A 16,400-nucleotide genomic window follows, 5' to 3' on the forward strand; every position below is an offset into this window, starting at 1 on the left:
ACCGCTACCCTTCCGGTCTGGACGAGCGCCCACGTTCGCCCGCCACGCTCGATCACGTGTCCGTCGCCTGGGGCGGCGACGGCGCGCCGCACTCCGGGGGAGCACATGACCCAACCGCCCATCGGTGGCGCCGCCGGCTCGCCCGGAGGTCCCGCACACCAGGAGCCACCCGCCGGCGCCACGCCGGCCCCCGGGGCCCTGCCCCCGCCCGGCTACCCGCCGTACCCGCAGCCGGCGGCCCCGAAGAAGCGGCGCGGCCTGCTGATCGCCTCGATCGTGCTGGGCGCGGCGATCCTGCTCTGCGGGGGCGGCGGCACGGCCGCGTTCTTCACCCTGCGGCAAGCCGAGGACGGCCAGGGCGCCAAGGAGCCGACGGTCGCGGTGGACGGCTTCCTCACCGCGGTCTACCAGGACCGGGACGCCCGCAAGGCGGCCACCTTCGTCTGCTCCGCGTCGCGCGACGACGACAAGATCGCCGCCAAGGTCGACGAGGTGCGGAAGTACGCGGGGCAGTACCAGAACCCGCGGTTCCGGTGGACCAGCCCGAAGGTGGACAACCAGACCGGGGACCGGGCCACGGTCAGCACCAAGGTGACCATGACCACCGCCGACGAGAAGGTGGCCGACCAGGAGCTGCGCTTCACCGTGGTGCGGAAGACGGGTTGGTGGGTCTGCGAGGTCGCCTGACCCCGGCGGCTGGATAGGCTCGACGGGTGGCAGCGACTGAGCAGCCGGCCGAGTCCGCCGGCAGATGGCCGGCCCGCCTGCACGTGGTGACCGGCAAGGGCGGCACGGGCAAGACCAGCGTGGCGGCGGCGCTGGCCCTCGGGCTGGCCGTCGGCGGGCGGCGCACCCTGCTGGTCGAGGTGGAGGGGCGGCAGGGCATCGCCCAGCTCTTCGGCACCGACCCGCTGCCCTACGAGGAACGACACCTGGCCGACGCACCGGGCGGCGGCGAGGTGCGCGCCCTGGCGGTGGACGCCGAGGAGGCGCTCCTCGAGTACCTGGACATGTTCTACAAGCTCGGCGCGGCCGGGCGGGCGCTGCGCAAGCTGGGCGCCATCGACTTCGCCACCACCATCGCGCCAGGCCTGCGGGACGTGCTGCTCACCGGCAAGGTCAAGGAGGCGACCACCCGGACCAGCGGGCAGCGCCGGGTGTACGACGCGGTGGTGCTGGACGCGCCGCCGACCGGGCGGATCGGCCGCTTCCTCAACGTCACGGCGGAGACCGCGCGCCTGGCCAAGGTCGGTCCGATCAAGACCCAGAGCGAGGGCGTCTCCGCGCTGCTCCGGTCGCCGATGACCGCCGTGCACGTGGTCACGCTGCTGGAGGAGATGCCGGTCCAGGAGACCGTCGACGCGATCGCCGAGCTGACCAAGCTCGGCTTCCCGATCGGCCGGGTGATCGTGAACGGGGCCCGTCCCCCGGTGCCGGCCGGCCGTCCGGTGAGCGCGGCCGAGCTGAAGCGCGGGCTGGCCGCCGCCGGCCTGCCGACCGACGCCCGGACCGTGGCCGGCCTCGCCGCCGAGGCCCGCGACCAGCACGTACGCCGGGAGCTGGAGGATTCGCTCCGCGCCGAGCTGGTGGAGCTGGGCCTGCCGCTGACCGAGGTGCCGCTGCTGCCTGCCGGGGTCGACCGGGCGGGGCTCGAGACGCTGGCCGAGACGCTCGTCCGGGCGGATTGACTCACACCTGCGGCCGGCACGGAGCAGAGACACCCTCGAGACCGATACGCTCGATTGGTGCCTTCCGAAGACGCGGCGCCACCGCTGGACGTCGACCAGATCCTCGCCGATCCGGGCGTGCGGATCGTGGTCTGCTGCGGGGCGGGCGGAGTGGGCAAGACGACCACCGCGGCGGCGCTGGCGCTGCGGGCGGCCGAGCGGCACGGCCGGCGGACGGTGGTGCTCACCATCGACCCGGCCCGCCGGCTGGCCCAGTCGCTCGGCCTGACCGAGCTGGACAACACGCCGCGCCAGGTCAAGGGGATCGACGTCGAGGACAGCGGCGGCCAGTTGCACGCCATGATGCTCGACATGAAGCGCACCTTCGACGACGTGGTGCTCCAGCACACCGATCCGGCGAAGGCCGCGGAGATCTTCTCGAACCCCTTCTACCAGGCCATGAGCTCGACCTTCGCCGGCACGCAGGAGTACATGGCGATGGAGAAGCTGGGCCAGCTGCACGCCCGGGGCGAGTGGGACCTCATCGTGGTGGACACCCCGCCGTCCCGCTCGGCGCTGGACTTCCTGGACGCGCCGGCCCGGCTCTCCCGCTTCCTCGACGGCCGGATGCTGCGGCTGCTGCTCGCACCGGCCCGCAGCGGCGGGCGGAGCATGTTCAGCTTCGTGACGGCCAGCTTCGGGATGTTCTCGAAGGTGGTGCAGAAGGTGCTCGGCGCGCAGCTGCTCACCGACCTGTCCGGCTTCGTCGCCGCGCTGGACTCGATGTTCGGCGGTTTCCGGCAGCGGGCCGAGCAGACGTACCGCATCCTCCAGGCCCGGGAGACGGCGTTCCTGCTGGTCGCGGCGCCGGAGCCGGACGCGGTCCGGGAGGCCGCCTACTTCGCCGGCCGGCTGCGCTCCGAGCGGATGCCGCTGGCCGGCCTGGTGCTCAACCGGGTGCACCGGCCGGCGGTGCCGGAGCTGTCCGCGGCGGACAGCCTGGCCGCCGCGGAGCGGCTGGCCTCCGCGGGCGGGCACGAGAGCACCGCCGAGGTGCTGCGGGCGCACGCCGCGCTGGCCGAGCAGGCGGTACGCGAGCAGCGGGTGGCGGCCCGGTTCACCGAGGCGTTCCCGGAGGTGCCGGCGGTGTCGGTGACGGCGCAGCCCGCCGACGTGCACGACGTCGACGGGCTGCGGACGATCGGCGAGGCGATCAGCCGGCGGTGAGCACCGCCGGCCGGCGCGCCGGTCAGTTGGCCGTGGTCACGAGGACCTTGTCCCGACCGGCCTTCTCCCTGGCGTTCTTCTTCATGGCCGCCTCGAACATCTTGCGCCAGCTGGTCACCTGCGGGTGACGGCGCAGCAACGCCCGGCGCTCGCGTTCGGTCATGCCACCCCACACACCGAACTCGATCCGGTTGTCGAGCGCGTCGGCCAGGCACTCGTACCGAACTGGGCAGCTCCGGCAGATCCTCTTCGCCACGTTCTGTTCGGCGCCCTGTACGAACAACGCGTCCGGGTCCCCGTTCTGACACGCCGCCAGTGACGGCCAGTCAGTGATCATGCCCATCTGTACACGTCCCCCCTTGCAGTACCTACCGACTTCGCGCGACCAGCCGTCGAATTCCCCCCGGTCGTCCGGGCCGGCCTCCCCAGGCGGCGCGGACGACGTGTGGCTGCTGTCGCCGCCACCATCATGCTGTGTAGTCGCCCGATTACGCAACGTTGTCGGCGAAATCCATCATTCCGGACACTCCCGGCTTCCCGGGCCTTCGCCCGCCGTCTACCCGGCCCGAGAACGTGAAAACGCTGCGCCGCTCCCCCGTTCGGAGGAGACTTCTGCCAGGTTTCACGCAACCACGCACCGGGGTTCGTGCGTTTAGCACAACGAGGTCGGCGCGCGCAGGAAATGGGGAAACTTCCCCGCGCGCCCCTCGTTCCCTACTCGCGTACCCTGTCGAGGTGACCTGGATGCGGAAACGTGACCACAACGTGCTGACCAACGCCGCATCGCTACTCATCTGTGGCCTGTTGGCCGGCGTGGTGGTCGCAGCGGCGGCCTTCCCCGCGGTGGCGATGTCCGGACTTGCCGCCAAGGCGGGAGCCGAGACCTTCGGCGCTCTGCCCAAGGAACTGACGGTGGCCCGGGCCCCGCAGATCACCTACCTGCTGGCCTCCGACGGCAAGACCCCGCTGGCCACGATGTACGACGAGAACCGGCGCGACGTGGAACTCAAGGACATCGCGCCGATCATGCAGAAGGCCATCATCGCGGCCGAGGACCACGACTTCTACAAGCACAACGGCGTGGACCTCAACGGCGTGGCCCGGGCGTTCGTCAACAACCAGTCCGGGGCCCAGCGGCAGGGCGCGTCGACGCTCACCATGCAGTACGTCCGGCTGGCCATCTCCTACTCGGCCACCCACCCGGCCGACGTGGTCGCCGCGACCGAGGACACCAGCGCGCGCAAGCTGCGCGAGATGCGCTACGCGCTCCAGATCGACAAGGAACTCTCCAAGGACGAGATCCTGCGGCGCTACCTGAACATCGCCGCCTTCGGCAACGGCGCGTACGGCATCTACGCCGCCAGCCAGGTCTACTTCAACAAGCCGCCGAGCAAGCTCGACATCCAGGAGTCGGCCATGCTGGCCGGCATGGTGAAGGCGCCGACCGCGTTCGACCCCACCAACCCGATCGGCTACCCCCAGGCGGTCGACCGGCGCGACTATGTCATCAACAACATGGTGCAGATCGGCGCCATCACCCAGGAGCAGGCCGACCAGGCCAAGAAGATCAAGCTGAAGGTGGCGAAGAAGCGCACCCCGAACGGCTGCGTCGCCACCAACACCCGGTCCTGGGGCTTCTTCTGCGACTACTTCTACCGCTGGTGGCTCCAGCAGGAGACCTTCGGCTCCACCTCCTACGACCGGGAGCGGAGGCTGAAGAGCGGCGGCTACACCATCACCACCACGCTCGACGTGCAGGCGCAGAGGGGCGCCGACAAGGCGGTCCGCAACCAACTGAGCGAGGACGCCACGGCCGCCCGGATGGTGGCCGCCATCGAACCGGGCAGCGGGCGGGTCCGCGCCATCGCGGTCAACCGGAACTTCAAGCTCGACGACCCGGATCACCCGCAGAACAAGATCTCCAGCGACCCGAAGAAGGCCGCGAAGAAGATCCGGGGCAACCGCCCGAACACGGTGAACCCCCTGATCAGCGGTGGCGCCGGCATCACCGGCTACCAGGCCGGCTCGACCTTCAAGATCTTCACGCTGGTGGCGGCTCTGGAGAAGGGCTACCCGCTCAGCTACACCATCAACGCGCAGCCGCAGTTCAAGTCCGAATACATCATCGACTCGGGCAACGATGCCGCCTGCCCGGGTACGCACTTCTACTGCCCGCAGAACGCCTCGAAGTCGATGGCCGGCGTGCACAACATGTGGAGCGCCTTCGGCGCTTCGGTCAACACCTTCTTCGTGGACCTCCAGCAGCGGGTCGGCGCGGAGAACGTGGTGAAGGCCGCGCAGAAGCTCGGCATCACCTTCCGGGCGGCCAACGACGCCAAGTTCGCCGCCAACAAGGACGCCGCGCACCAGTGGGGCGCGTTCACCCTGGGCGTCTCGCAGACCACCCCGCTGGAACTGGCCAACGCGTACGCCACCCTGGCCGCGGACGGGAAGTACTGCGAGCCGATCCCGGTGCAGGAGATCCGCGGCCCGGACGGCGAGAAGCTGGACATCGCCAACCCGCACTGCGAGCAGCGGATCAGCACCGAGGTGGCCCGGGCCGCCGTGGACGCGGCTCGCTGCCCGGTGGGTGACCACTCCTCGACCTCGAAGTGCAAGAACGGCACCGCCCGCAACGTCCGGGGCGTCGTCAACGCCCCGGTGGCCGGCAAGTCCGGCACCACCGACGGGGACAAGACCTCCGCGCTGGTCGCCATGACCAAGCAGTACGCGGTGGCCGGCATCCAGGCCGACCCGGACTGGGCGCAGACCAACCAGCGGATGAGGCACAACGAGGTGCCGTGGGGCATCAACCCGGCGGTCTACCAGACGCTGCGCGACGCCATGGTGGGCAAGGAGCGGATCAACTTCACCCCGCCGAGCGGGAAGATCATCGAGGGTGACCAACGCGCGATTCCAGGGGTGAAGTGCGAGTCCATCGAGACCGCCAAGTCGCGGCTGCGCGGCGCCGGATTCGAGCCGGTGGTCGCCAGCCAGAAGACCCCGTCGGAATGCCCGGTGGACACCGCGGCCGGCACCAGCCCGGACGGGCGCACCATCAAGGGCGGCGTGGTGACCATCGAGGTCAGCGCCGGCGGCGGCCAGCCGAAGCCCGGCACCGGCACGGGCCCCGTGGTCCCGCCGCCGGCCGGTCCCACCAAACCGGGCCGACCACGCGGCTGACCCGAGCAGACGACAGCGGGCGGGCACCCCTGGTGGGTGCCCGCCCGCTTCGTCGTACCAGGGCGGTCAGAGACCGAGCTGCCGGCGTACCTCGGCGGCGACCCGGCCGCCCTCGGCCCGGCCCGCCACCGCGGCCTGGGCCGCCTTCATGGCCGGGCCCATCTGCGCCTTGCCGGTGAAGCCGCCCGCGGCCAGCGCCCCCGAGACCAGCCCCGTCAGCTCGTCGTCGGAGAGCTGCTTCGGCAGGTAGCGCTCCAGCACCTCGCCCTCGGCGGTCTCCTTGCCGGCCTGCTCGGCGCGACCCGCGTCGGCGAAGGCGGTGGCCGCCTCGCGCCGCTTCTTCGCCTCCTTGGTCAGCACCGCGAGCACCTCGTCGTCGCTGAGCTCGCGCTTTTCCTTCCCGGCGACCTCGGCGGTGCCGACGGCCGCGAGGGCCATCCGCAGCGTGGAGGTGGTCAGCTCGTCGCGCGCCTTGAGAGCGGCGCGCATGTCGGCGGTGAGACGGTCCTTCAGCGTGCTCATGGACGGTCAAACTACCCTGAACGCCATGCGAAAGCGCACACTATTCCGGCTCGCGGCCGGGACCGTCGCCGCCGGGGCGGCCACCCTGGCCTACGCGTCGCTCATCGAGCGCAACATGTTCACCCTGCGCCGGTACGACGTACCGGTGCTCCCGACCGACGCCGAGCCGTTGCGCGTACTGCACCTGTCGGACCTGCACATGATGCCCGACCAGCGGCGCAAGCAGGACTGGGTGGCCTCGCTGGCCGCCCTCGACCCGGACCTGGTGGTGGTCACCGGGGACAACATGGCCCACCCGGACGCCGTGCCGGGCGTGCTGCGCGCCCTGCAACCGCTGCTCGACCTGCCCGGCGCCTTCGTCTTCGGCTCCAACGACTACACCGGACCGGTCCTGAAGAACCCATTCACCTACTTCCTGCCCGACCGGGAGTACACCGAGGGCGTGCCACTGCCGTACGAGGAGTTGCGCGACGTCTTCACCGGCGCCGGCTGGGTGGACCTCAACAACGCGCGGACCACCCTCAAGGCCGGCGGCCGGGAGATCGAGCTGGTGGGCGTGGACGACCCGCACATCGAGCGGGACGACTACGCGGCCGTGGCCGGGCCGGTCAGCCCGGGCGCGGCGCTCTCCATCGCGCTGGCCCACTCCCCGGAGCCGGCCGTGCTGGACCGGATGGCCGCCGACGGCTTCGGGCTGCTGCTCGCCGGCCACACCCACGGTGGGCAGGTCTGCGTGCCCGGCTACGGCGCGCTGGTCACCAACTGCGGGCTGCCGCGGTCGATGGCGCGCGGTCTGCACCGCTGGCCCGGCTCCGACTCCTGGCTGCACGTCTCGGCCGGCCTGGGCACCCACCCCACCGCGCCGGTGCGCTTCGCCTGCCCCCCGGAGGCGAGCGTGCTCACCCTGATCTCGCGCTGAGCGACCCGCGTCCCGGGGCGGGGGGTACCGAGTTTGACCATCGGACCGGGTGGGCTACTATTTGTCGGCACGCCTCGGGGTGTGGCGCAGCTTGGTAGCGCGCTTCGTTCGGGACGAAGAGGTCGTCGGTTCGAATCCGGCCACCCCGACCAGAGGTAACAGCAGGTCAAGGCCCCTCCACGGAGGGGCCTTGATTCGTTCCGGGGTATCAGTGCGCTCGCGGAGACAGCGAGAAGGCAGCAAACCACGCAGGTGCCCTGCGATCCCGGTCACGCGAGTGCCGCGCTTGAGCGGTTCGCCGGTCCCGTCCCACATGATCCTTGACGAAGACCTCACACGATCGTTGACACCGGGTCTCGCTGGAGTGTCTGATCTAGTGCTGGTTTGGATCATATTCGGACGGCTGGACCGTGCGCAGCGCCGGTTGGGCCGGTGGGGAGACAGACCATGAAGGTGCTCTGGCGGCGGCGCGTCCTGGCCGCTGCCCTGTCGCTCACGGCGGCCGTCGGCGGCCTACTCGTGGCCGGCACGGCCCAGGCGCAGACGGTTTCCACCGGGTCCCTGAGCTTCAGGGGGGACAGCGGTGACTACATCAGCCAAGGTAAGTCGTACTCGTACTCCACCGGCAACGGCGACGGGTTGACCGTCTCCAGCTCGACCGGCAGCACGGTCAGCATCTCGGTAAACGCCTACAACGGCGACTGGTGGACCCTCACTTTCGACGCACCCGGCACGCAGGTTCTCGTCCCGCGCACCTATACCGCCGCGCACCGGCACCCGTTCAACGGGACCGGCCCAGGCCTGGACCTGAGCGGCGAAGGGCGGGGATGCAACGAGCTGACCGGCTCCTTCACGATCATCAAAGCGGTCTTCGGTCCCCAGGGCTATGTGCAGACCTTCGACGCTACGTTCGAACAGCACTGCGAGGGAGGGGACCCGGCGGCGCGTGGTGAGGTCCACATCTCGAACCGGCCACCCCCATCCGGGGCGGCGCCCAAGCCCGCCACCACCAGGCCGCGCGCCGCGACCACCAGCCCGAACGCCGGGACCGGAAGGCCCAGCGCCACGCCGACCAGCAGGCCCAGTGCCACGCCGACCAGCAGGCCCAGCGCCACGCCGACCAGCACGCCGAGCGCCGCCGCCGCCGGCAGCGGCAACACCTCCGCCAACGACACCGACGCCAACACCGCGGCGGTCGTAAGGAACGCCGTCTTCTCGCCGCTTCTGCTGATCGGGGTGGTCCTCATCGTCCTGGCCGGCCTCGTCGCCCTGGCGGGCCTCGCCGTCCTCCTCGGCATGTACGTCCGCCGCCAGTGACTCGCGAGCGCGCCCTCGGCATCAGGTGGTGAGAGGCCGCAGCCGGTTCCACCGGGTGCGGCCTCCGGCGTTTCCGGGACCACCACCGCCACGTCGGTTCGAATCCGGCCACCCCGACCAGAGGTGACAGCAGGTCAAGGCCCCTCCGCGGAAGGGCCTTGATCCGTTTCCGGGATCATCACTCGGCGGACGCGGCGAGAAGGTAGCAACGACCGCGGAACTCTGTGGCGTCGATCACGTCGAGCTGCGCCGGCATCCGACTGACCAGCCGCTGCAGCCGCCGAAGGCAGCCATCCCCTTTCCCGGCCACCTCTGGTGTGCCGCCGAACTCCCAACCCCACCTTCGCCTCACCTACGCCGCCGCCCCACCGCACCTCGTTGGACGAGGCGGGCCGCCGCCCCGCCCATCCCTCCACAAAGGGGCGACACTTTTGCCGACGCCGAACAGCTGTGACCGGGCCTTAGCAGCGGGGACAAGGTTCCGTCATTTGAACCCTTCTCAAGAGCAGCGACATCGGCTATGTTCACTGCAGTTGCTCTTACGAAAGCGGGGGAAAGAATGAGGGTCAAGCGGATCGTCGGCGCCCTGGCGGCGGGGGCCTTTGCGGCAATTTCAGTAGGCGTGGTGACTGCCTCGCCAGCCAGCGCGGGAACGGCCAACGGCTGCGGTTATCCCCAGGTCTGTTTCTACAAGACCAAGGCCGACTGGGACGCTCGCAGGTGGACGGCCGCCTACAAGGACATCACCAGCTCGTACCAAACCCTCAGCTCATCAGCCTACGGCTCCTACTACGTCTACAACACCCGCAACGACGACGGAGCCCTGTTGCACTACACCAACGGTTACACCTACTGCCTGCGTCCCAACTCGGGCGTCAACAACAGCAACACCCCGACGGGGTTCTGGACCGTCGACAAGATTCGCATCATGGATTCGGCGACCTGCTGATCGTGTCGGCCTACCGATAACGACAATGAATTGGACCGCCGATCGGATTAAGCTGAATCGGCGGTCCAATTTCATTGTCATTTCGAGCAGCTCTATCGAGGACAGTGGTGGGCCGTCCCGATCTCGTCGATCCTGCTTGTCCGAACCGGGGGATGCGGGCATGGTCCACCCGTTTCAGGGACCACTGCGTGAGGGGCGGCCTCCCTCCGGCCGTCATGGTTGATGTGCCATGGCGACGCAGAGGCTTCCGAGAATGTCCGGGCTGGCACAGTTGACAGCATGCCGGCACTGATTCGATCCCGCTTGACCGATTGGACCACCCTCCTACCCCTGATCGCGGTCCTCGTGCTCGCGGCCACCTGGGGCCGCCACCTGCCCGGCCCGCTGATCGTGGTGGTGGCCGCGCTGCTCGCGGGGGCCGTGCTGGCGGCCGTGCACCACGCCGAGGTGGTGGCGCACAAGGTCGGCGAGCCGCTCGGCTCGCTGGTGCTCGCGGTGGCGGTCACCGTGATCGAGGTCGGGCTGATCGTCACGCTGATGATCAGCGGCGGCGACAAGACGCAGGCGCTGGCCCGGGACACCGTCTTCGCCGCCGTGATGATCACCTGCAACGGGATACTCGGCCTGTCCCTGCTGCTCGGCGCGCTGCGCCGCCGGGTGGCGGTGTTCAACCCGGAGGGTACGGGCGGGGCGCTGGCCACCGTGGCCACGCTCGCCACCCTCAGCATGGTGGTGCCGACCTTCACCACCAGCCGGCCCGGACCGGAGTTCTCCCCCGCCCAGCTCGCCTTCGCGGCGGTCGCCTCGCTCGCCCTGTACGGCCTGTTCGTGATGGTGCAGACCGGCCGGCACCGCGACTACTTCCTGCCGGTGACGCAGGAGGGCAGCATCATGCCCGAGGACGCCGACGGCGACGGGCACGCGGACCCGCCGTCCACACGTACCGCCCTGGCCAGCCTGGCGCTGCTGGTCGTGGCGCTGGTCGCGGTGGTCGGCGACGCGAAGACCATCTCCCCGGCGATCGAGTCGGGCGTCGAGGCGGCGAACCTCCCGCAGGCGTTCGTCGGCGTGGTCATCGCCCTGCTGGTGCTGCTGCCGGAGACCCTCGCCGCCGCCCGAGCGGCCCGCCGGGACCGGGTGCAGATCAGCCTCAACCTGGCGCTCGGTTCGGCCATGGCCAGCATCGGCCTGACCATCCCGGCCATAGCGCTGGCCTCGATCTGGCTGGAGGGCCCGTTGCTGCTGGGCCTCGGCGGCACCCAGCTGACGCTGCTCGCGCTGACCGCGGTGACCGGCGTGCTCACCGTCGTGCCGGGTCGCGCCACCGTGCTCCAGGGCGGGGTGCACCTGGTGCTGCTCGCCGCGTTCGTCTTCCTCGCCGCCAGCCCGTGACCGGCGCCGGCGGCGGCGGTCAGTCCTGCAGTTCGGTGCGGGCGACCTCGGCGAACGCCGCCGACAGGTAGTCGGCCAGGGGCCGCCCGGTGGCCGCCAGCAGGTCGGCCACGAGCAGCGGGGCGTGCCGGGCGATCGTGGCCGGATCCGGTGGTGCGTCGTCGTCGCCCGGGTCGTACACCCCGAGCGCGCTTGCCAGCAGCACCAGCAGCACGTGCGGGTCGACGTCGGGCAGCCAGGCCGCGGTGGACCGGACGCAGCGCTCCAGCACCTGGCGGACGTCGTCGCCGTCCAGCCCGTCCGGGTGGCCCTCCTCCAGCAGCAACCGGACCACGCCGCCGAGCACCAGCCCGGCCCGGTCCGCGGCGGCGAGCCGTTCGACGGCCGGCTGGTACGCCCCGGCGTCCCGGGCCTGCGCGGCCCCGACCGCCTCGGTGGCCGCCTGCGCGATCTCGCGGGCCGGGGCGGGCAGGTGGCGCCAGGTGCTGGTCACCGCGCCAGCATGGCAGACGGGGTTAGCTTGGTCACCCGGCGGCTCCGCCGAGCGCGTGGCCGGCCCAAATCCGGTCGCGGGTCGTCGTACCCGCCGCCAAGAATGCAGCCATGCTGCGCCGCGCCCTGCCCGCCCGTCCCGAAGCCCGCCGGATCATGATCGGCACCCTGCTGTCGGCCGTCGGGCGCGGCCTCACCCTGCCCTTCCTCTTCATCTACCTCACCGACGTACGCGGGTTGAGCGATGCCCGGGCCGGCCTGGTGATCGGCTGGTTCGGGGCGGTGACACTGGCGCTGTCGCCGCTGGGCGGCACGTTGATCGACAAGTTCGGCGCCCGTCGGGTGGTGCTGCCGTGTCTGCTCGTGGAGGCGATAGGCACCGGCTCACTGGCGCTGGTCGACTCGACCGCGTCGGCCTTCGGCGTGATGACGCTGATCGCGATCGGCAGCTCGGCGATCTGGGCCGGCCAGAACACCATCCTCGCCTCGCTCACCGGCGACGGTGAGCGGCAGCGGGTGTTCGGGCTGAACTTCGCCCTGCTCAACCTGGGCATCGGCGTGGGCGGCCTGATCTCCGGCGCGGTGGTCGACGTGGCCCGCCCGGTCACCTTCCAGGCCATCTACGTGCTGGACGCGGTGAGCTACCTGATGCCGGGCCTCATCCTGCTCACCCTGCCGCACGTCGGGCACCGGTTGGCCCAGGACCGGGCGGCGGACACCGGAACGGCGCCCGGCGGCTACCTCACCGTGCTGCGGGACCGGCCGTTCCGCCGGCTGGTCCTCTTCGGCCTGGTCCTCACCACCTGCGGCTACGCGCAGATCGAGGTGGGCTTCGCGGCGTACTCGGTGCGGGTGGTGGAGGTGTCGCCCCGGGTGGTGGCCTGGGCGCTCGCCGGCAACACCGTGATGATCGTGCTGTCCCAGCTGCTGGTGATCCGCCGGATGGAGGGGCGGAGCCGGACCGGCGCGCTCGCCGCGGTGGGCGCGGTCTTCGCGACCGCCTGGCTGGTCCTCGGCGCGGCCGGCGTGGTGGGCACGGGCAACGCGCTGCTCGCGGCGCTCGGCGTGGTGGCCTGCTCGGCGATCTTCGGGTTCGGCGAGACGATGCTGTCGCCGGTGATGCCGGCGCTGACCAACGCGCTCGCCACCGACGAGCTGCGCGGCCGGTACAACGCCATGAGCTCGATGATCTTCGGGATCAGCGGGGTCATCGGCCCGGTCACCGCGGGCCCACTGATCGGCGCGGCGCACGGCCGGCTCTGGGTGGCGGTCGTGGTGGGCGGCTGCCTGGCCGCCTCGGTGCTGGCCCTGTCGCTGCGCCCGCTGCTCACCGCCGCCCAGGACGGCCGCGCCGCCGCCCTTGTCCGGGAGCCGGAGCCCGCGCACGCATAGCGGCCGTCGTCAGCACACGAACGGGCCCCCGGAGCATTCCGGGGGCCCGTCGTCGTGCGGTCGGCCGTCAGGCGGCGGGGACCTCCGCGGTGGTCTGGATCCGGTCCAGGGCCGGCGCGGAGACCGGCGACTTCTCCGTCAGGTACGCGGTGAAGGCGTCCAGGTCGATCATGCCGGTGACGGCGTTCGTGCCGCCGGTGAGGACGCTGAAGCCGTCACCACCGCCGGAGAGGAAGTTGTTCACCGTGACCCGGTAGGTCGCCGTGTCGGTGACCGGGGTGCCGTTGATGGTGAGGCTGCCCCGGACCACGCGGGTGCCGCTGCACGGCGTGCCGGCCGGCGCCGTGGTGCCGTTCACGTCGACGACGTAGTGCACGGTCGAGGACGCGTACAGCACCTTGGCGGTGGTGAACTGCTGCTCCAGCAGGCAGTAGAGCTGAGCGCCGGTCAGGTCCAGGGTCACCAAATTGTTGGCGAACGGCTGGACGGTGAACGCCTCGGCGTAGGTGACCGGGCCGGCGTCGAGGTCGGCGCGGACACCACCGGGGTTCATGAACGCGGCGACCGCGTTCTGCTCGTTGTCGGTGGCCAGGAGCTGGGCGTCGGCGATCAGGTTGCCGAGCGGCGACTCACCGGTCTGGTACGTCGGCTTGCCGTTGACGTCGACCCCGGTCTGGTACAGGTTCTCCTGGGTCTTGTTGATCACGCTCGTGGTCTCGCCGACGACCTTGTCGGCCACCGGGCCGAGGGCGGTCTTGTAGTGGGTGATCAGGTCGTTCGTGGCACCGTGCGGGTCGATGGTCCGGGTCACCACGACGTTGTTCGCCGACGCGCTGACGATGTCACCGCTGCGCCGGTCGACCTTCAGGTCGATGTCGGTGACCAGGCGGCCGAACGAGCTTGCGCTGGTGACCAGCTTGCCGTTGATGTTGCAGTTGTACGCGGCGTGGGTGTGCCCGCTGACGATCACGTCGATGGACGGGTCCATCCGGTTGGCGATGTCGACGATCGGGCCGCTGAAGCCGACGCAGTCGTTGATGCCGCCGCCGTTCTGCACGCCACCCTCGTGCAGCAGCACGACGATGGCCTGCACGCCCTGGGCGCGCAGGATGCGGGCGTACTTGTTGGCGGTGTCCGCCTCGTCGGCGAAGGAGAGGCCGGCGACGCCCTGCTGGCTGACGATCTGCGGGGTGCCCTCCAGGGTCATCCCGATGAAGCCGATCTTGACGCCGTCGACCTTCTTGATGCCGTACGGCGGCAGCAGCGGCTTGCCGGTGGCGGTCTTGAAGGCGTTCGCCGAGAGGTACTGGAACTCGGCGCCCGCGAACGGCGTGCCGTCGGCGCAGCCGTCGACCGGGTGGCAGCCGCCGTTCTGCATCCGGAGCAGCTCGGTGGCGCCCTCGTCGAACTCGTGGTTGCCGACGCTGGTGAACTCGAGCCCGGCGAGGTTCATCTCCTCGATGGTGGGCTCGTCGTGGAACGCGGCGGAGAGCAGCGGCGAGGCGCCGATCAGGTCACCGGCGGCGACCGTGATGGTGCGCTCCCGCTCCTCCTCGGTGGTGCCGCGCAGCGCGTCGAGGTGGGCGGCCAGGTATGCCGCGCCACCGGCGGGCTGCCCGGCGATGGAGCCGCTGGAGCCGGTCGGCGGCTCGAGGTTGCCGTGGAAGTCGTTGATGGCGAGCAGCTTGACGTCGACCGGCTTCGGGCCGGCCTCGGCCTGGTTGGGGTTGACGGCGACCGCGGTGAACGCGGTCGCGGCGAGTGCGGCCAGGCCGACGGCGGCCCGGCGCATCCCGGGGACGGACATGGAACTCCTCGTGAGACTCGGCGCGTGGCTGTCCGGGCGATGGTTCGCACCGGTAACCCTGGACGTGCCGTGACAGGGGTCGATCGCGGATGACGGCGGTCGGGGGGACGCCGCCTGCCGAAGCAAGCTTGCCACCCGTCAAGCGATCGGTCGACCGGGGCAGTGCATCTCAACTGTGGATATCGACAGCAACCTGCGCCGGTACGTCCGACTAGTCGGACATGACCGGGGGATGAATTCCTTCACGCCGCGCCCCTGTCGGAGGTATGGGCTAGGAATGTAGCCATGGAGTCGAGCGGGACCAACTGGACGGTGGACTCGGTGCGGTCCGCCGACGGCACCACGATCGCGTACGAGACGGCCGGCGACGGGCCGCCGATCCTCCTGGTCGGCGGGGCCTTCAACGACCGGAGCACCACGCGCCCGCTGGCCGCCGCGCTCACCGCCGACTTCACCGTCTACGGCTACGACCGGCGGGGTCGCGGCGACAGCGGCGACACCGGTCCGTACGCGGTGCAGCGCGAGATCGAGGACGTGGCCGCCCTGATCGACCGGGCGGGCCCCGGCGCCCACCTCTACGGCCTCTCGTCCGGCGCGATCCTCGCGGCGTACGCGGTGGCCGAGGGGGTGCCGGTCAGCGGGCTGGCGCTCTTCGAGCCGCCGTTCCAGGCCGGCCCGCACGGCGGCGCGAAGCCGGGGCTGGCCGAGCGGCTGAGCGAACTGGTCGCGGCCGGCCGGCGCGACGACGCCGTCGCCCTCTTCCTGACCGACGCGGTCGGCGTGCCCGCCGAGGCGGTCGGCGGGATGCGCGGCGCCCCGGAATGGGCCTGGATGGCGGGGCTGGCACACACCCTGGCCTACGACACCACGGTCACCGGCTACGCCGGCCTGCCCGCCGACCGGCTCAAGACGATCACCGTGCCCACCGTGGTGCTGGACAGCACCGGCAGCCCGCCGTGGCTGCGGGACGCGGCCGTGGCGACCGCCGGGGCGATCCCCGGGGCCACCCACCTCAGCCTGGCGGGCGGCTTCCACGAGGTGCCGCCGGAGGTGCTGGCCCCCGCGCTGCGCGACGCCCTGCTCGGCTGAAGCCACCCGTCCCGACCGTTCCGCCGCGATCGCGGTGCGCCCACGGCACCGACTCCCAGGGACCAGGGAGCCGGCGCCGTGCGCCGGGCGGACCCGCCGGCGGTGTGGCCGTCCCCGCTGTCCGCCGCCACTCGCCAGCCGGGAGGGCTGGCCCGATTGTCGGCGTACGGGCCGAAGCCGGAGCCGCACCTGGTGCGTGGAGCGGCCTCCGGTGACCCCACGGGCGAGGACACCGTCCATGTCATGCGGAGACGCTTGCCCGCACAACCTTCCCCGGCGGAAATATATCGCCGGACGAGCCGATCGTGACCGATCGGTGGGCCACGACCGACGGCCGGTCGGCAGAGGCCGACTGTCCGCTCTCGACCATCACCCGCACCGCACGGAGCGGGCGCACGGAGCGAGGAGTCGACAGGCGCCTGACCTGCGGCGAGCTGTCCGAAA

Annotated in this window: 14 protein-coding genes and 1 tRNA gene; 11 read left to right on the forward strand and 4 right to left on the reverse strand. The window is 71.2% G+C overall.

Annotation, left to right across the window (positions count from 1 at the left end):
• Positions 1 to 105: 105 nt before the first annotated feature.
• From IEY96_RS27440 to bagB, 3 genes are read left to right on the forward strand one after another with little or no spacing between them, the layout of a single operon-like run.
• Complete coding sequence (locus IEY96_RS27440) at positions 106 to 687, forward strand: Rv0361 family membrane protein (RefSeq protein WP_189197695.1); 582 nt, start codon at positions 106 to 108, stop codon at positions 685 to 687.
• Positions 688 to 713: 26 nt separating this feature from the next.
• Positions 714 to 1,688, forward strand: a complete 975-nt coding sequence (bagA, locus tag IEY96_RS27445) for an ATPase BagA (protein ID WP_189197696.1) — start codon at positions 714 to 716, stop codon at positions 1,686 to 1,688.
• Between the two features lie 54 nt (positions 1,689 to 1,742).
• Positions 1,743 to 2,894, forward strand: a complete 1,152-nt coding sequence (gene bagB / locus IEY96_RS27450; RefSeq protein WP_189197697.1) for an ArsA family ATPase — start codon at positions 1,743 to 1,745, stop codon at positions 2,892 to 2,894.
• Positions 2,895 to 2,916: 22 nt separating this feature from the next.
• Here bagB and IEY96_RS27455 read toward each other — a convergent pair whose 3' ends face one another.
• Positions 2,917 to 3,237, reverse strand: coding sequence for a WhiB family transcriptional regulator (locus IEY96_RS27455; protein ID WP_107075389.1), 321 nt, complete (start codon positions 3,235 to 3,237; stop codon positions 2,917 to 2,919).
• A 401-nt stretch (positions 3,238 to 3,638) separates the two neighbouring features.
• On the opposite strand from IEY96_RS27455, the gene IEY96_RS27460 reads away from it, so the two are divergent.
• Entirely contained in the window at positions 3,639 to 6,077 is a 2,439-nt protein-coding gene (locus tag IEY96_RS27460; RefSeq protein ID WP_189197698.1) for a penicillin-binding protein, read from the forward strand.
• A gap of 66 nt (positions 6,078 to 6,143) precedes the next feature.
• Here IEY96_RS27460 and IEY96_RS27465 read toward each other — a convergent pair whose 3' ends face one another.
• Positions 6,144 to 6,599 carry a GatB/YqeY domain-containing protein gene (locus IEY96_RS27465; protein ID WP_189197699.1) on the reverse strand — a complete coding sequence of 152 codons (456 nt, stop codon included), beginning with the start codon at positions 6,597 to 6,599 and terminating at the stop codon, positions 6,144 to 6,146.
• A 25-nt stretch (positions 6,600 to 6,624) separates the two neighbouring features.
• Between IEY96_RS27465 and IEY96_RS27470 the strand changes: the two genes are divergently transcribed.
• The 5 genes from IEY96_RS27470 to IEY96_RS27490 all read left to right on the forward strand — a co-directional run bounded on the left by IEY96_RS27470 (position 6,625) and on the right by IEY96_RS27490 (position 11,176).
• On the forward strand, positions 6,625 to 7,518 hold the full coding sequence (locus tag IEY96_RS27470; RefSeq protein ID WP_189197700.1) for a metallophosphoesterase: 894 nt from the start codon (positions 6,625 to 6,627) through the stop codon (positions 7,516 to 7,518).
• A 75-nt stretch (positions 7,519 to 7,593) separates the two neighbouring features.
• A tRNA-Pro gene (locus IEY96_RS27475) sits at positions 7,594 to 7,670 on the forward strand.
• Positions 7,671 to 7,965: 295 nt separating this feature from the next.
• Complete coding sequence (locus IEY96_RS27480; RefSeq protein WP_189197701.1) at positions 7,966 to 8,835, forward strand: hypothetical protein; 870 nt, start codon at positions 7,966 to 7,968, stop codon at positions 8,833 to 8,835.
• Between the two features lie 559 nt (positions 8,836 to 9,394).
• Positions 9,395 to 9,784, forward strand: a complete 390-nt coding sequence (locus IEY96_RS27485) for a hypothetical protein (protein WP_189197702.1) — start codon at positions 9,395 to 9,397, stop codon at positions 9,782 to 9,784.
• A gap of 279 nt (positions 9,785 to 10,063) precedes the next feature.
• The gene (locus IEY96_RS27490; RefSeq protein ID WP_189197703.1) at positions 10,064 to 11,176 is read left to right on the forward strand and encodes a calcium:cation antiporter; all 1,113 of its coding nucleotides are present in this window, start codon (positions 10,064 to 10,066) and stop codon (positions 11,174 to 11,176) included.
• 19 nt (positions 11,177 to 11,195) lie between these two features.
• On the opposite strand, the gene IEY96_RS27495 is transcribed toward IEY96_RS27490, so the two are convergent.
• Positions 11,196 to 11,669: a hypothetical protein gene (locus IEY96_RS27495; protein ID WP_189197704.1), complete on the reverse strand. Its 474-nt coding sequence runs from the start codon at positions 11,667 to 11,669 to the stop codon at positions 11,196 to 11,198.
• 110 nt (positions 11,670 to 11,779) lie between these two features.
• On the opposite strand from IEY96_RS27495, the gene IEY96_RS27500 reads away from it, so the two are divergent.
• On the forward strand, positions 11,780 to 13,060 hold the full coding sequence (locus tag IEY96_RS27500) for an MFS transporter (protein WP_189197705.1): 1,281 nt from the start codon (positions 11,780 to 11,782) through the stop codon (positions 13,058 to 13,060).
• Between the two features lie 67 nt (positions 13,061 to 13,127).
• On the opposite strand, the gene IEY96_RS27505 is transcribed toward IEY96_RS27500, so the two are convergent.
• Positions 13,128 to 14,867: a bifunctional metallophosphatase/5'-nucleotidase gene (locus IEY96_RS27505; protein WP_189197706.1), complete on the reverse strand. Its 1,740-nt coding sequence runs from the start codon at positions 14,865 to 14,867 to the stop codon at positions 13,128 to 13,130.
• A gap of 285 nt (positions 14,868 to 15,152) precedes the next feature.
• Between IEY96_RS27505 and IEY96_RS27510 the strand changes: the two genes are divergently transcribed.
• On the forward strand, positions 15,153 to 15,956 hold the full coding sequence (locus tag IEY96_RS27510) for an alpha/beta fold hydrolase (RefSeq protein ID WP_189197707.1): 804 nt from the start codon (positions 15,153 to 15,155) through the stop codon (positions 15,954 to 15,956).
• Positions 15,957 to 16,400 lie beyond the last annotated feature (444 nt).

It is taken from the genome of Micromonospora fulviviridis, from assembly GCF_014648395.1.
GTDB lineage: Bacteria > Actinomycetota > Actinomycetes > Mycobacteriales > Micromonosporaceae > Micromonospora > Micromonospora fulviviridis.

What these genes read in the sequence shown, in the direction of transcription:
- IEY96_RS27505 (WP_189197706.1), bottom strand. Translation starts at nt 14,867, where the DNA reads ATGTCCGTCCCCGGGATGCGCCGGGCCGCCGTCGGCCTGGCCGCACTC.
- IEY96_RS27485 (WP_189197702.1), top strand. Translation starts at nt 9,395, where the DNA reads ATGAGGGTCAAGCGGATCGTCGGCGCCCTGGCGGCGGGGGCCTTTGCG.
- IEY96_RS27460 (WP_189197698.1), top strand. Translation starts at nt 3,639, where the DNA reads ATGCGGAAACGTGACCACAACGTGCTGACCAACGCCGCATCGCTACTC.
- IEY96_RS27465 (WP_189197699.1), bottom strand. Translation starts at nt 6,599, where the DNA reads ATGAGCACGCTGAAGGACCGTCTCACCGCCGACATGCGCGCCGCTCTC.
- IEY96_RS27440 (WP_189197695.1), top strand. Translation starts at nt 106, where the DNA reads ATGACCCAACCGCCCATCGGTGGCGCCGCCGGCTCGCCCGGAGGTCCC.
- IEY96_RS27510 (WP_189197707.1), top strand. Translation starts at nt 15,153, where the DNA reads ATGGAGTCGAGCGGGACCAACTGGACGGTGGACTCGGTGCGGTCCGCC.
- IEY96_RS27470 (WP_189197700.1), top strand. Translation starts at nt 6,625, where the DNA reads ATGCGAAAGCGCACACTATTCCGGCTCGCGGCCGGGACCGTCGCCGCC.
- IEY96_RS27490 (WP_189197703.1), top strand. Translation starts at nt 10,064, where the DNA reads ATGCCGGCACTGATTCGATCCCGCTTGACCGATTGGACCACCCTCCTA.
- IEY96_RS27455 (WP_107075389.1), bottom strand. Translation starts at nt 3,237, where the DNA reads ATGGGCATGATCACTGACTGGCCGTCACTGGCGGCGTGTCAGAACGGG.
- IEY96_RS27480 (WP_189197701.1), top strand. Translation starts at nt 7,966, where the DNA reads ATGAAGGTGCTCTGGCGGCGGCGCGTCCTGGCCGCTGCCCTGTCGCTC.
- IEY96_RS27500 (WP_189197705.1), top strand. Translation starts at nt 11,780, where the DNA reads ATGCTGCGCCGCGCCCTGCCCGCCCGTCCCGAAGCCCGCCGGATCATG.